Here is a 13,759-nt window from a genome sequence, read left to right on the forward strand (position 1 = left end):
GTGAAAGCTCGTATCAGCCACCCGGGTGGGAGGGCTGCCGAAGCATTCTTCGGTGCAAGCGTTGCTCACAATAATCATAAGATCGGAGTGACCCCATGAAGCTGCCATTCGCTGGACGTCTTCTTGCTGTAGCTGTGCTTGCTGCCGCATCCGCTGCTTTACCTCTCTCTTCTGCATTCGCTGCTGACGCCGCCGCCAAACCCAAGGTCGGCCTGGTAATGAAATCCCTCGCCAATGAATTTTTCGTCACCATGCAAGACGGTGCGAAGGCTTACCAGAAAGCACACGAAGCCGATTTCGACATGATCACCAACGGCATCAAGAACGAAACCGATACCAGTGCGCAGATTGATATCGTCAATCAGATGATCCTGGCCAAAGTGAACGCCATCGTGATTGCCCCTGCCGACTCCAAGGCGTTGGTCACCGTACTGAAGAAAGCCTCCGATGCCGGTATCAAGGTCGTCAACATCGACAACCGCCTGGACCCGGACGTGCTGAAAAGCAAAAACCTTGAAATTCCCTTCGTAGGCCCGGACAACCGCAAAGGCTCGAAACTGGTCGGTGACTACCTGGCCAAGCAGCTGGCCGCAGGCGACAAGGTCGGCATCATCGAAGGTGTGCCGACGACCACCAACGCCCAGCAGCGCACCGCAGGCTACAAGGATGCGATGGACGCTGCCGGCATGAAGATCGTCTCCACTCAATCCGGCAACTGGGAAATCGACCAGGGCCAGAAAGTAGCCTCTGCGATGTTGAGCGAGTACCCGGACCTCAAGGCACTGTTGGCCGGTAACGACAACATGGCCCTGGGTGCTGTCTCCGCCGTACGTGCAGCAGGCAAGGCCGGCAAAGTGCTGGTGGTAGGCTATGACAACATCGAAGCCATCAAGCCGATGCTGCAAGACGGTCGCGTTTTGGCGACCGCCGACCAAGCCGCAGCCCAGCAAGCCGTGTTCGGCATCCAGAACGCGCTGAAGCTGGTCAAGGGTGAAAAAGTCGATGCCGTTGAAGGCATGATTGAGACGCCTGTCGAACTCGTCCTCAAGAAGTAATCCTGGCTGCACCCAACAGCGTCCGCTCGCCCTGAGCGGACGCCTGGAGATTTTCCTATGTCATCTTCCGCCCCGAACGCTGTCCTCTCGGTCAGCGGTATCGGCAAGACCTATGCCCAACCGGTTCTGTCCGACATCACCCTGACGCTCAATCGCGGGGAAGTGCTGGCGCTTACCGGTGAAAACGGCGCAGGCAAAAGCACCTTGTCGAAGATCATCGGCGGGCTGGTCACGCCGACTACCGGGCACATGCAATTCAATGGTCAGGACTACAAACCGGGCAGCCGCACCCAGGCCGAAGAGCTGGGTGTACGCATGGTCATGCAGGAACTCAACCTGCTGCCGACGCTGACTGTGGCCGAAAACCTGTTCCTGGATAACCTGCCAAGCCGCTGTGGCTGGATCAGCCGCAAGCAACTGCGTAACGCCGCAATCGAAGCCATGGCCCAAGTTGGCTTGGACGCGATCGACCCGGATACCCTGGTCGGCAGCTTGGGCATTGGCCATCAACAAATGGTCGAGATTGCCCGTAACCTGATCGGCGATTGTCATGTACTGATCCTCGACGAACCCACGGCCATGCTGACCGCCCGTGAAGTCGAGATGCTGTTTGAACAAATCACCCGCCTGCAAGCCCGGGGCGTGGCGATCATTTATATTTCACACCGGCTCGAAGAACTGGCCCGTGTTGCCCAGCGCATTGCGGTACTGCGCGACGGCAAACTGGTCTGCGTCGAGCCGATGGCCAATTACAACAGTGAGCAACTGGTGACCTTGATGGTCGGTCGCGAGCTGGGTGAGCATATCGACTTGGGGCCGCGCTCCATCGGCGGCCCAGCCTTGACGGTGAAGGGCCTGACGCGCTCGGACAAAGTCCGCGATGTGTCTTTCGAAGTGCGTGCCGGGGAGATCTACGGCATCTCGGGCCTGATCGGCGCTGGCCGCACCGAACTGTTGCGGCTGATCTTCGGCGCCGACCTGGCCGACAGCGGCACCGTGGCATTGGGGTCGCCGGCCAAGGTGGTGAGTATTCGCTCGCCCGTGGACGCGGTGGGTCACGGCATCGCCTTGATCACCGAAGACCGCAAGGGTGAAGGTCTGCTGCTGACCCAGTCCATCAGCGCGAATATCGCCTTGGGCAACATGCCGGAAATCTCCGGTGGCGGTGTGGTAAACAGCCGTGACGAAATCGCCCTGGCCAGACGTCAGATCGATGCCATGCGTATTCGTAGCTCCAGCCCGTCGCAGTTGGTGTCTGAACTGTCCGGCGGCAACCAGCAAAAGGTGGTGATTGGCCGCTGGCTGGAGCGTGATTGTTCGGTGATGCTGTTCGACGAGCCGACCCGCGGTATCGACGTCGGTGCCAAGTTCGACATTTATGCCTTGCTCGGTGAATTGACTCGCCAGGGCAAAGCGCTGGTAGTGGTGTCGAGTGACCTGCGTGAACTGATGCTGATCTGCGACCGCATCGGCGTGCTGTCCGCCGGGCGCTTGATCGAGACCTTCGAGCGCGACAGTTGGACCCAGGACGAATTGCTTGCCGCCGCCTTTGCCGGCTATCAGAAACGTGATGCGCTGCTGAACGACGCAGCGCTTAGGGATACCCCATGAAAACAACAACTTCCCCCGGTAAAACTGGCGGCAACTTCTACGGCCTGGGTACCTACCTGGGGCTGGCGGGTGCGTTGCTGGCGATGATTGCGCTGTTCTCGATGCTCAGCGATCACTTCCTGTCTTATGACACTTTCAGCACCTTGGCCAACCAGATTCCGGACCTGATGGTGCTGGCGGTAGGCATGACCTTCATCCTGATCATCGGCGGCATCGACCTGTCGGTGGGCTCGGTGCTGGCACTGGCGGCGTCGGCAGTCAGTGTGGCGATTCTCGGCTGGGGCTGGAGCGTCCTGCCAGCCGCTGTGCTCGGCATGGGCTGCGCCGCGTTGGCCGGCACCATTACCGGTTCGATCACCGTGGCGTGGCGCATTCCGTCGTTTATCGTGTCCCTCGGTGTGCTGGAAATGGCGCGTGGTGTCGCGTACCAGATGACCGGCTCGCGCACGGCCTATATCGGTGACTCGTTTGCCTGGTTGTCCAACCCGATTGCCTTTGGGATTTCACCCTCGTTCATCATTGCCTTGTTGGTGATCATTGCCGCTCAACTGGTATTGACCCGTACCGTATTCGGTCGTTACCTGATCGGCATCGGCACCAACGAAGAAGCCGTGCGACTGGCGGGGATCAACCCCAAACCCTACAAGATCCTGGTGTTCAGCCTGATGGGCCTGCTGGCCGGTGTGGCCGCGCTGTTCCAGATTTCGCGCCTGGAAGCGGCCGACCCGAACGCCGGTTCCGGCCTGGAGCTGCAAGTGATTGCGGCGGTGGTGATCGGCGGTACCAGCCTGATGGGTGGGCGTGGTTCGGTCATCAGTACTTTCTTCGGTGTGTTGATTATTTCGGTACTGGCGGCGGGCCTGGCGCAGATCGGTGCCACGGAGCCCACTAAACGCATCATTACCGGTGCTGTGATCGTGATTGCCGTGGTCCTCGATACCTATCGCAGCCGACGCGCCAGTCGGCGGGGCTGAACCATGGCAACGATCAAGGATGTGGCAGCGCTTGCGGGCATTTCCTACACCACCGTGTCCCATGTGGTGAACAAGACGCGCCCGGTGAGCGAACCTGTGCGGATCAAGGTCGAGGCGGCGATCAAGCAGCTGGACTATGTGCCGAGCGCGGTTGCGCGCTCGCTCAAGGCCAAGACCACCGCCACTATCGGCCTGCTGGTCCCCAACAGCCTCAACCCGTATTTTGCCGAGCTGGCCCGGGGCATCGAGGATTACTGCGAGCGCAATGGTTACTGTGTGATCCTCTGTAACTCTGACGACAACGCTGAAAAGCAACGCAGTTATCTGCGGGTGTTGCTGGAGAAGCGCATCGACGGCTTGATCGTGACCTCCGTGGGCGGCGACGACAGCGGCCTTGCGGCAGGCTTGAGCGCAGTACGCACGCCCATGGTCATCGTCGACCGCGCACTGGACGGCATTGATGTCGACCTGGTCCGCATCGATCACGAGGAGGGCGCCTATCTGGCGACCCGGCACTTGCTTGAGCTCGGTCACCGGGACATCGCCTGCATTGGCGGCCCCGGCCACACCCGCGTCGCGCAGATGCGTCTGGCGGGGTACCACCGTGCATTGCGTGAGGCAGGTGTGGAAGTGGCGGCCAATCGCACCCAGGAAAGCGACTTCACCAGCACCGGCGGTTATGCCGCGGCAGTGCGGTTGCTCTCGGAAAATCCACCCAGCGCGATTTTCGCCAGCAACGACATGATTGGTTTCGGCGTGTTGCGCGCGGCAGCGGAGCGTAATATTCGCGTGCCCGGCGAGCTGTCGGTGATCGGTTTCGATGATATTCAAATGGGCCGCTATGTGTACCCGGCACTGACCACGGTCGGACAATCGATCGTGCAACTGGGTGAGACGGCGGCCGAGCTTTTACTGCGACGAATTGCAACACCCCAACTGCCGATCGATCAACGCATCGTGACGCCGAGTATTGTTTTGCGTGAGTCGACGGCGCCGTTCGCCGGTGTGTTCGCCCAATACCGCTGAACCGAATTGATGAGTACTGATGTATGCCAGCAAAAGTAGTGGTAGTAGGCAGCTTGAACATGGACCTGGTTACCCGCGCCAGTCGCTTGCCTCGTGCCGGTGAAACCCTGATCGGCCAATCGTTCTCTACGGTGCCGGGTGGCAAGGGCGCCAACCAGGCCGTGGCGTCTGCGCGACTGGGGGCTGAGGTTGCGATGATCGGCTGCGTGGGTACAGATGCCTACGGTGCCCAATTGCGCGATGCATTGCAGGTGGAAGGCATCGACTGCCAGGCCGTCAGCACGGTGGAGGGTTCCAGCGGCGTGGCGTTGATCGTGGTGGATGACAGCAGTCAGAACGCGATCGTGATTGTTGCCGGCAGCAATGGTGAGCTGACGCCCGCTTCGCTGCAGGTGTTCGATTCAGTGCTGCAGGCCGCCGATGTGATCGTCTGCCAGCTTGAAGTGCCAATGGATACGGTGGGGTATACGCTCAAACGCGGTCGTGAGCTGGGCAAGACGGTGATCCTCAATCCGGCGCCGGCCAGCGGCCCGTTGCCTGCCGAATGGTATGCCTCGATCGACTACCTGATTCCCAACGAGAGCGAAGCCACTGCACTGAGCGGTGTGACGGTCGATTCCCTCGACAGTGCCAAGTTGGCAGCGACGCAACTGATCAAGGCTGGCGCCGGCAAAGTCATCATCACCCTTGGCGCCCAGGGCGCACTGTTTGCAGATGGTCAAGGTTTTGAGCATCTGGTTGCACCCAAGGTCAAGGCGGTGGATACCACTGCTGCCGGCGACACCTTTGTCGGCGGTTTTGCTGCGGCACTGGCCAACGGCAAGGTCGAAGCCGAGGCCATTCGTTTTGGTCAGGCGGCCGCGGCGCTGTCGGTGACCCGTGACGGCGCGCAACCCTCCATTCCTACGCTGCACGACGTTCAAGGTTTTGTGCCCTCATGAAAAAGACACCATTGCTCAATATTGCACTGTCGCGCGTGATCGCCTCACTCGGTCACGGCGATATCCTGGTCATCGGCGACGCCGGACTGCCGGTGCCTCCGGGTGTCGAGTTGATCGACCTGGCGCTCACGCAGGGCATTCCCGATTTCATCAGCACGCTGCGCATTGTGCTCAGTGAAATGCAGGTAGAAAACCATGTACTGGCGGAAGAAATCCTGCTCAAGCAGCCACCAGCTCTGACCGATCTCAACACCTTGACCGAACAGGCCGCTCTCGGCGAGCGGCGCCTGGTCAGCCATGAAGAATTCAAACAGCTGAGCCGCAAGGCGCGCGCCGTTGTCCGCACCGGCGAGTGCCAGCCTTACTGCAATATTGCGCTGGTGTCCGGCGTCACGTTCTAGCGTTTACCTACGACAAGGAGTGTTTCATGCAACGTAGTCTTCCAACCCTGAAAAATCTGTTCCGGAGTGTTCTGCTTTTGTCTGCGCTCACTACTGCAAGCGCCCAAGCGGCTGAAAAAATCGACCTGATCATAGACACCGACCCCGGTGCCGACGATGTGGTGGCCTTGCTGTTCGCCATGGCGTCCCCGGATGAATTAAGCATTCGCGCGCTGACCACCGTCGCCGGCAATGTGCGCCTGGACAAAACGTCCCGCAATGCGCGCCTGGCCCGTGAATGGGCAGGGCGTGAGGACATTCCGGTTTACGCTGGAGCACCGGCACCACTGCTGCGCACGCCGATCTATGCCGAGAATATCCACGGTAAGGAGGGTATTTCCGGGGTCACCGTGCATGAGCCGAAAAAAGGCTTGGCCGAAGGAAATGCCGTTGAATACCTGATCAAGACCTTGACCGCCGCCAAGCCCCACAGCATCACCATCGCCATGCTCGGCCCACAGACCAACCTGGCATTGGCACTGACTCAAGAGCCTAAAATCACTCAGGGCATCAAGGAAGTAGTGGTGATGGGCGGCGCACACTTCAATGGCGGCAACATCACGCCAGTGGCTGAGTTCAACCTGTTCGCAGACCCGGTTGCGGCCGAGATTGTGCTCAAGAGTGGCGTGAAGCTGACCTACCTGCCGCTGGACGTCACCCATAAGGTGCTGACCAGTGAAGCGCGCCTGAAAAAGATCGCTGACATCAAGAATAACGCGAGCAAAGTCGTCGGCGATATTCTCAACGAATACGTCAAAGGCGATATGGAGCACTACGGCATCCCGGGCGGCCCGGTACACGATGCGACCGTAGTTGCTTACCTGCTGAAGCCTTCGCTGTTCAGCGGTCGTGAGGTGAACGTGGTGGTGGACAGCCGTGAAGGTCCGACCTTCGGCCAGACCATAGTCGATTGGTACGACGGCCTGAAACAACCGAAGAACGCGTTCTGGGTTGAAAGTGGCGACGCCCAGGGCTTCTTCGATCTGCTGACCGAGCGCCTGGCGCGTCTGAAGTAATGCGTTTTCCGGTCGGCGCTCGCCGGCCGGGTCTTACTCGCGTTCGGGGTCGTGTGCCCCCATGTGATCGGCCGGGTATTTCTCGAATATCTGGCCGATGAACGCTTGCGCGGCCTGAGTGCCCAATTCCTTGACCAGCAGGTCGATACCAATGATCGCCAACTCTTCCGGGCTTCCGGGGCTGTAGGAACTCTGTCCTTGGGGCCACTTGGCTTTGATGTCGGCTTGGAGGGTCACGGTGCTCATGGTGGGGGCTCACGGGGCTAAAATACGGGGCAGTGCGCTAAAACGCGGTTTTTGCCGGGGCAGTTAACCATTTTGCGCTGCGTTTGGCACTTCTACTTAGGCATGAGGCATTTAGGCTTGAGGGGAGGGCTGTGCGACACTGTCGCTCTGTCTAATTGCCGGGGAACACCGCGTGCAGATCGATTTGAACAACCCCGAGAACCTGACACTGGAAAAGGTTCGTAACCTACTAGCCAGTGCAAGCGACGACGAACACACGCAGTTGCGGGTAACAAAGGCAGGTATCGCGTACATCTCTTCCGGTAAGGCCGTAGGTGGTGTGGATATCGATGGCCTGCTGTTTCGCCTGGAGACCTGGGCCAAGGGCTCTGGTTATGTTGGCAACGTAGCGGCCAGCGATGAAGTCTGGGTAATGCAGATTTTCAACGCGCTCAAGCAGAACTGGCCAAAGCCGCCTTTTGACTACATCGACATCTACTGAAGTGCGTTCATATCTGGTGACGATTGACCGGGCGAATGCCTGCTTGGAGTCAGGCAGACTTGCCCGCAGGCGATTTACGTCTTGAAACCAATCCGCCTGACCGCTGTCGCACCATCTCTGTCCTTTTTTTATCATAGGAGGCTTCATGCCTTGGAAGCTCGCATCATTCGGTACTTTGTTGGCAGCACTCGCGTTGGCGGGTTGCAGTACCCCCGGTGCCTCTGAGCCAGCCAAAGACGCCGTCGCGACCGATGCCGGTCATAGTCGCTGTGAGTCGAAGGCCGCCGAGTTCACGATCGGCCAGAAAGCCTCGCCCCAGTTGCTGGATCAAGCCCGTACCCGTGCCGGTGCGCAGAACGCACGGATTCTCAAGCCCAACGACATGATCACGCTGGAATACCGCTCTGACCGCCTGAACCTGAACACCGACGACAACCTGGTGATCACGCGCGTCAATTGCGGCTGATAGCCGACCTGCTTTTGTATCGCCCATAAAAAACCCCGTCACATGGACGGGGTTTTTTAGATCGGCGCAGAAATTACTCTGGGCGAACCTGTGCAGCTTGCATACCCTTTTGGCCTTTCTCAGCCACGAAGGAAACGGTTTGGCCTTCTTTCAGGCTTTTGAAACCGTCGCTTTCGATAGCTTTGAAGTGTACGAACAGGTCGTCACCGCCACCTTGAGGAGTGATGAAGCCGAAGCCTTTTTCATCGTTGAACCATTTAACGGTGCCGGATTGGCGATTAGACATGGTGTATCTCCAAGAAACATATATTTTCAGTAGTGCTGTGCTGCTCAGGCCAACTGGGCACACCGGGCTATCATAGTCGAAATGTTCGGCTTGGGAGCCCCCCCAAGGCATTGTTTGCTAATCAATGGCGTTGCGTTTAGTGCTTCGGCCGGCTGAAAGCCGCGATCTACGGGGCTTTCGCGTGAAATATAAGCTGGTAAAAAAAGCCGTAAAAGCTGCGTAATTTGTGAGAAATGGCAGTTTTAAGGCTGTTTTTCCAGCAAAACGGCCGTCTGATCAGAGGCGAATCTTACTTTTTCTTCACCACTTTGCAGGACGAAATAGCCGCGACCGCTTTGTTTTTAAGCTCCGGGCTAGCGTTCTGGTTGGTCATGAGTTCCTTGATTTCCGCAGTGCTCAATTCGGCATTGATCTTGTCGGCGCCGCATTCGCAATGATCTTTGGCGGTTTTGGCGTCCACGTTTTGGCTGGCGGCCGAGCTGCAGTCTTTGACGAAGCTGTCCCGTGCGCCGGCAGGCCAGTTCGACGGGGCTGCTGCCTGCGCGCCGAGGGAAAGGAGGGTCAGGGAAGCGGCGAGAGCGAGGGTCGAGGTAAAACGCATCATGGGATGCTCCTTTGGGTCGGGGACGAACGGCGATTCTCAGTGCGTTTGAGGCGCGTCGTACAGCTCAAGTTCACTTTTGCAGCTATATAAGCTGGAATTTGTATCAACAGAAGGTGGCGCCGGCGCGATGACCGTTCATCTGTGCTAGCATCTCCCGCTTGGCTAAATCCAGGTGCGCCCATTGCCGCCTTGCCATGTTTCTTTTTTGTTCACTCCAGTCACTCTGGTTCGATTATCGGTTGGCCGCAAGGCTCCTGCCGCTGTAAGGCAGGCGTTCATCACTGAACGGCCTGGTATTGGATCTTGTACTGGCTCATCCCAACCCACGTGACCTTTGGTAGGGGTCACCACTAGGAGAGGAGGCGCCATGCCAACTATTACTCTTCCCGACGGCAGTCAACGTTCATTCGATCATTCGGTTTCCGTAGCCGAGGTCGCCGCATCCATTGGTGCAGGCTTGGCCAAGGCCACTGTGGCCGGCAAGGTCGACGGCAAACTGGTCGACGCCAGTGACCTGATCACCTCCGACGCCAGCCTGCAAATCATCACGCCCAAGGATCAAGAGGGGCTGGAGATCATTCGCCACTCTTGCGCGCACCTGATTGGCCATGCGGTCAAGCAGCTGTACCCTACTGCAAAGATGGTGATCGGCCCGGTCATCGACGAAGGCTTCTATTACGACATCGCCTACGAGCGTCCTTTCACTCCGGATGACCTGGCAGCCATCGAACAGCGTATGCATGCGCTGATCGAAAAAGACTACGACGTGATCAAGAAAGTCACGCCGCGCGCCGAAGTGATCGATGTGTTCACGGCCCGTGGTGAAGACTACAAGCTGCGCCTGGTGGAAGACATGCCGGACGAGCAGGCCATGGGTCTTTACTACCACGAAGAATACGTCGACATGTGCCGTGGCCCGCACGTGCCGAACACGCGCTTCCTCAAGTCGTTCAAGCTGACCAAGCTGTCCGGTGCCTACTGGCGCGGCGACGCGAAGAACGAGCAACTGCAGCGAATCTACGGCACAGCTTGGGCTGACAAGAAGCAGCTGGCGGCCTACATCCAGCGCATCGAAGAAGCTGAGAAACGCGACCACCGCAAGATCGGCAAGCGCCTGAACCTGTTCCACCTTCAGGAAGAAGCGCCGGGCATGGTGTTCTGGCACCCGAACGGCTGGACCCTGTATCAGGTGCTCGAGCAGTACATGCGCAAGGTTCAGCGCGACAACGGTTACCTGGAGATCAAGACTCCGCAAGTCGTTGACCGCAGCCTGTGGGAGAAATCCGGGCACTGGGCCAACTACGCCGACAACATGTTCACCACCCAGTCGGAAAACCGCGACTACGCCATCAAACCCATGAACTGCCCATGCCACGTGCAGGTGTTCAACCAGGGCTTGAAGAGCTACCGCGAGTTGCCGATGCGCCTGGCCGAGTTCGGTGCGTGCCACCGTAACGAGCCATCGGGTGCGCTGCACGGCATCATGCGTGTGCGTGGCTTCACTCAGGATGACGCCCACATCTTCTGCACCGAAGAGCAGATGCAGGCCGAATCCGCTGCGTTCATCAAGCTGACCATGGACGTTTATCGCGATTTCGGCTTCACCGAAGTCGAAATGAAGCTGTCCACTCGTCCGGAAAAACGCGTTGGCTCCGACGAATTGTGGGATCGCGCCGAAGCTGCACTGGCCGCCGCCCTAGACAGCGCGGGGCTTGCGTACGATCTGCAGCCGGGTGAAGGCGCTTTCTACGGTCCTAAAATCGAATTCTCGCTGAAAGATTGCCTTGGCCGTGTCTGGCAATGTGGTACCTTGCAGCTCGATTTTAACCTGCCGATCCGTTTGGGAGCCGAATACGTCTCCGAAGACAACAGCCGTAAACACCCGGTTATGTTGCACCGGGCGATCCTCGGCTCGTTCGAACGGTTCGTTGGAATCCTGATCGAGCACTACGAGGGCGCGTTCCCTGCGTGGCTGGCTCCGACTCAGGCAGTGATCATGAATATCACTGATAAACAGGCAGATTTTGCCGCTGAAGTTGAAAAAACTCTCAACGAAAGCGGATTTCGTGCCAAGTCCGACTTGAGAAATGAAAAGATCGGCTTTAAAATCCGCGAGCATACTTTGCTCAAGGTTCCCTATCTTTTGGTTATCGGAGATCGGGAAGTCGAGATGCAGACTGTCGCTGTGCGTACTCGTGAAGGTGCTGACCTGGGCTCGATGCCCGTCGCCCAGTTCGCTGAGTTCCTCGCTCAAGCGGTTTCCCGGCGTGGTCGCCCAGATTCGGAGTAATTATTATTAAGCGTGAAATGAGACAAGATAAACGAGCTGCACCGAAAGCCCCGATCAACGAGAATATCTCGGCACGCGAGGTTCGGTTAATTGGGGCTGAGGGTGAGCAGCTTGGGATTGTGTCAATTGAAGACGCGCTTCTTAAGGCTGAAGAAGCCAAGCTCGATTTGGTGGAGATTTCCGCCGATGCTGTACCGCCTGTCTGCAAGCTGATGGACTACGGCAAATCGATCTTCGAGAAGAAGAAGCAGGTTGCCGCAGCCAAGAAAAACCAGAAGCAGATCCAGGTTAAAGAAATCAAGTTTCGTCCAGGGACGGAGGAAGGGGATTACCAGGTAAAACTGCGCAACCTGGTACGTTTCCTGAGTGATGGGGACAGGGCCAAGGTATCTTTGCGATTCCGCGGCCGTGAGATGGCCCACCAGGAGCTGGGGATGGAACTCCTCAAGCGGGTTGAAGCTGACCTGCTCGAGTACGGTTCGGTCGAACAGCATCCTAAGATGGAAGGACGCCAGCTGATCATGGTCATCGCCCCGAAAAAGAAGAAGTAATCAACAGGGCACGGCAGGCCTTCTGATTATGTTTATCAACTGAATGCGGAGTATCCGAACATGCCAAAGATGAAGACTAAAAGTGGTGCTGCTAAGCGGTTTCTGAAAACTGCTAACGGTATCAAGCACAAGCACGCTTTCAAGAGCCACATCCTGACCAAAATGTCGACCAAGCGTAAGCGTCAACTGCGCGGTAGCAGCTTGCTGCATCCGTCTGACGTGGCAAAAGTCGAGCGCATGCTGCGCCTTCGTTAATTTTGGATCAAGAATAGAGGAAGTAACTCATGGCTCGTGTTAAGCGTGGCGTCATGGCCCGTAAGCGTCACAAAAAAATTCTGAAACTTGCTAAAGGCTACTACGGCGCGCGTTCACGCGTATTCCGTGTTGCCAAGCAAGCGGTAATCAAGGCAGGCCAATACGCCTACCGTGACCGTCGTCAGAAAAAACGTCAGTTCCGCGCTCTGTGGATCGCTCGTATCAATGCTGGTGCACGTGTTAACGGTCTGTCCTACAGCCGTTTCATCGCTGGCCTGAAAAAAGCGTCCATCGAAATCGACCGTAAGGTTCTGGCTGAACTGGCCGTGAACGAAAAAGCGGTGTTTGCTGCGATTGTCGAGAAAGCTAAAGCCACCTTGGCTTAAGTACCCCCGACAGTCACCCTGAGCTGCTCCTGTAGCCCAAGGTGGTAAACGTCATAAATAGGGGAAGAGCCTTCAAGCTCTTCCCCTATTTTGTATCTGGAGTCTGTACATGGAAAACCTGGACGCGCTCGTCGCTCAAGCTCTCGAGGCTGTGCAAAGCGCTGAAGATATCAATGCCCTGGAGCAAATCCGGGTTCACTACCTTGGCAAAAAAGGTGAATTGACTCAGGTGATGAAGACCCTGGGGAATTTGCCGGCTGAAGAGCGTCCGCAAGTCGGTGCGCTGATCAACGTCGCCAAGGAGCGTGTCACAGAGGTGCTCAATGCGCGTAAGGCGTCGCTCGAGGAGGCCGATCTTGCGGCCAAGCTCGCCGCCGAGTCCATTGACGTAACCTTGCCTGGCCGTGGCCAGGCCTCGGGCGGTCTGCATCCGATCACCCGGACTCTGGAACGAATCGAGCAGTTCTTCACCCACATTGGCTACGGCATTGCCGAAGGCCCTGAGGTTGAAGACGACTATCACAACTTCGAGGCGCTCAACATCCCAGGCCATCACCCGGCCCGGTCGATGCACGACACCTTCTATTTCAACGCGAACATGCTGTTGCGCACCCATACCTCGCCGGTACAGGTCCGCACCATGGAAGCGAACAAGCCGCCGATCCGCATCGTCTGCCCGGGCCGTGTGTACCGTAGCGACTCGGATATTACCCACTCGCCGATGTTCCACCAGGTCGAAGGCCTGCTGGTTGATCGCGATATCAACTTCGCCGACCTCAAAGGCACCATCGAAGAGTTCCTGCGGGTGTTCTTCGAGAAAGAACTGGCGGTGCGTTTCCGTCCATCGTTCTTCCCGTTCACCGAGCCGTCCGCTGAAGTCGACATGGAATGCGTGATGTGCAGCGGTAAAGGCTGCCGCGTCTGCAAGCAGACCGGCTGGCTGGAAGTGATGGGCTGCGGCATGGTTCACCCCAACGTGCTGCGCATGTCCGGGATTGACCCGGAAGAGTTCTCGGGCTTTGCCTTCGGCATGGGCGTTGAGCGTCTGGCCATGCTGCGTTACGGCGTGAACGACTTGCGTCTGTTCTTCGACAACGACTTGCGGTTCCTCGCGCAATTTCGCTAGTCGTA

17 protein-coding genes are annotated in these 13,759 nt (G+C 57.9%); 14 read left to right on the top strand and 3 right to left on the bottom strand.

Annotated features, from left to right (window positions below):
• The first annotated feature begins 95 nt into the window (after positions 1–95).
• From ACR52_RS00205 to ACR52_RS00235, 7 genes are read left to right on the top strand one after another with little or no spacing between them, the layout of a single operon-like run.
• A complete protein-coding gene (locus ACR52_RS00205; protein ID WP_048718983.1) occupies positions 96–1,055 on the top strand; it encodes a sugar ABC transporter substrate-binding protein in 960 nt (319 codons plus the stop codon).
• A 57-nt stretch (positions 1,056–1,112) separates the two neighbouring features.
• A complete protein-coding gene (locus ACR52_RS00210; RefSeq protein ID WP_048718986.1) occupies positions 1,113–2,666 on the top strand; it encodes a sugar ABC transporter ATP-binding protein in 1,554 nt (517 codons plus the stop codon).
• A complete protein-coding gene (locus ACR52_RS00215) occupies positions 2,663–3,640 on the top strand; it encodes an ABC transporter permease (protein WP_048718988.1) in 978 nt (325 codons plus the stop codon). The genes ACR52_RS00210 and ACR52_RS00215 overlap by 4 nt, the downstream gene beginning before the upstream one ends.
• A gap of 3 nt (positions 3,641–3,643) precedes the next feature.
• On the top strand, positions 3,644–4,666 hold the full coding sequence (locus tag ACR52_RS00220; protein ID WP_048718991.1) for a LacI family DNA-binding transcriptional regulator: 1,023 nt from the start codon (positions 3,644–3,646) through the stop codon (positions 4,664–4,666).
• A gap of 23 nt (positions 4,667–4,689) precedes the next feature.
• Positions 4,690–5,607, top strand: a complete 918-nt coding sequence (gene rbsK, locus ACR52_RS00225) for a ribokinase (RefSeq protein ID WP_048718993.1) — start codon at positions 4,690–4,692, stop codon at positions 5,605–5,607.
• Positions 5,604–6,008, top strand: coding sequence for a D-ribose pyranase (gene rbsD, locus ACR52_RS00230; RefSeq protein ID WP_048718996.1), 405 nt, complete (start codon positions 5,604–5,606; stop codon positions 6,006–6,008). The genes rbsK and rbsD overlap by 4 nt, the downstream gene beginning before the upstream one ends.
• 26 nt (positions 6,009–6,034) lie before the next feature.
• Positions 6,035–7,063, top strand: a complete 1,029-nt coding sequence (locus ACR52_RS00235) for a nucleoside hydrolase (RefSeq protein ID WP_048718999.1) — start codon at positions 6,035–6,037, stop codon at positions 7,061–7,063.
• A 33-nt stretch (positions 7,064–7,096) separates the two neighbouring features.
• Here ACR52_RS00235 and ACR52_RS00240 read toward each other — a convergent pair whose 3' ends face one another.
• Positions 7,097–7,309, bottom strand: a complete 213-nt coding sequence (locus tag ACR52_RS00240) for a hypothetical protein (RefSeq protein ID WP_048719001.1) — start codon at positions 7,307–7,309, stop codon at positions 7,097–7,099.
• Between the two features lie 172 nt (positions 7,310–7,481).
• Between ACR52_RS00240 and ACR52_RS00245 the strand changes: the two genes are divergently transcribed.
• Both ACR52_RS00245 and ACR52_RS00250 read left to right on the top strand, forming a co-directional pair.
• Positions 7,482–7,790: a hypothetical protein gene (locus ACR52_RS00245; protein ID WP_048719003.1), complete on the top strand. Its 309-nt coding sequence runs from the start codon at positions 7,482–7,484 to the stop codon at positions 7,788–7,790.
• Between the two features lie 145 nt (positions 7,791–7,935).
• Entirely contained in the window at positions 7,936–8,256 is a 321-nt protein-coding gene (locus tag ACR52_RS00250; RefSeq protein WP_048719007.1) for an I78 family peptidase inhibitor, read from the top strand.
• 73 nt (positions 8,257–8,329) lie between these two features.
• On the opposite strand, the gene ACR52_RS00255 is transcribed toward ACR52_RS00250, so the two are convergent.
• Entirely contained in the window at positions 8,330–8,542 is a 213-nt protein-coding gene (locus ACR52_RS00255) for a cold-shock protein (RefSeq protein WP_032631434.1), read from the bottom strand.
• Between the two features lie 289 nt (positions 8,543–8,831).
• A complete protein-coding gene (locus ACR52_RS00260) occupies positions 8,832–9,146 on the bottom strand; it encodes a hypothetical protein (protein ID WP_082143072.1) in 315 nt (104 codons plus the stop codon).
• A 367-nt stretch (positions 9,147–9,513) separates the two neighbouring features.
• On the opposite strand from ACR52_RS00260, the gene thrS reads away from it, so the two are divergent.
• The 5 genes from thrS to pheS all read left to right on the top strand — a co-directional run bounded on the left by thrS (position 9,514) and on the right by pheS (position 13,754).
• Positions 9,514–11,436: a threonine--tRNA ligase gene (gene thrS, locus ACR52_RS00265; protein WP_048719014.1), complete on the top strand. Its 1,923-nt coding sequence runs from the start codon at positions 9,514–9,516 to the stop codon at positions 11,434–11,436.
• On the top strand, positions 11,436–11,987 hold the full coding sequence (infC, locus tag ACR52_RS00270; RefSeq protein ID WP_170947229.1) for a translation initiation factor IF-3: 552 nt from the start codon (positions 11,436–11,438) through the stop codon (positions 11,985–11,987). Before thrS ends, infC begins: the two co-directional genes overlap by 1 nt.
• 60 nt (positions 11,988–12,047) lie before the next feature.
• On the top strand, positions 12,048–12,242 hold the full coding sequence (gene rpmI / locus ACR52_RS00275) for a 50S ribosomal protein L35 (RefSeq protein WP_002553160.1): 195 nt from the start codon (positions 12,048–12,050) through the stop codon (positions 12,240–12,242).
• Positions 12,243–12,271: 29 nt separating this feature from the next.
• The gene (rplT, locus tag ACR52_RS00280; RefSeq protein ID WP_003234252.1) at positions 12,272–12,628 is read left to right on the top strand and encodes a 50S ribosomal protein L20; all 357 of its coding nucleotides are present in this window, start codon (positions 12,272–12,274) and stop codon (positions 12,626–12,628) included.
• Positions 12,629–12,737: 109 nt separating this feature from the next.
• Entirely contained in the window at positions 12,738–13,754 is a 1,017-nt protein-coding gene (pheS, locus tag ACR52_RS00285; RefSeq protein WP_034099107.1) for a phenylalanine--tRNA ligase subunit alpha, read from the top strand.
• Positions 13,755–13,759: the final 5 nt, after the last annotated feature.

The sequence above is a fragment of the Pseudomonas fildesensis genome, assembly GCF_001050345.1.
GTDB lineage: Bacteria > Pseudomonadota > Gammaproteobacteria > Pseudomonadales > Pseudomonadaceae > Aquipseudomonas > Aquipseudomonas fildesensis.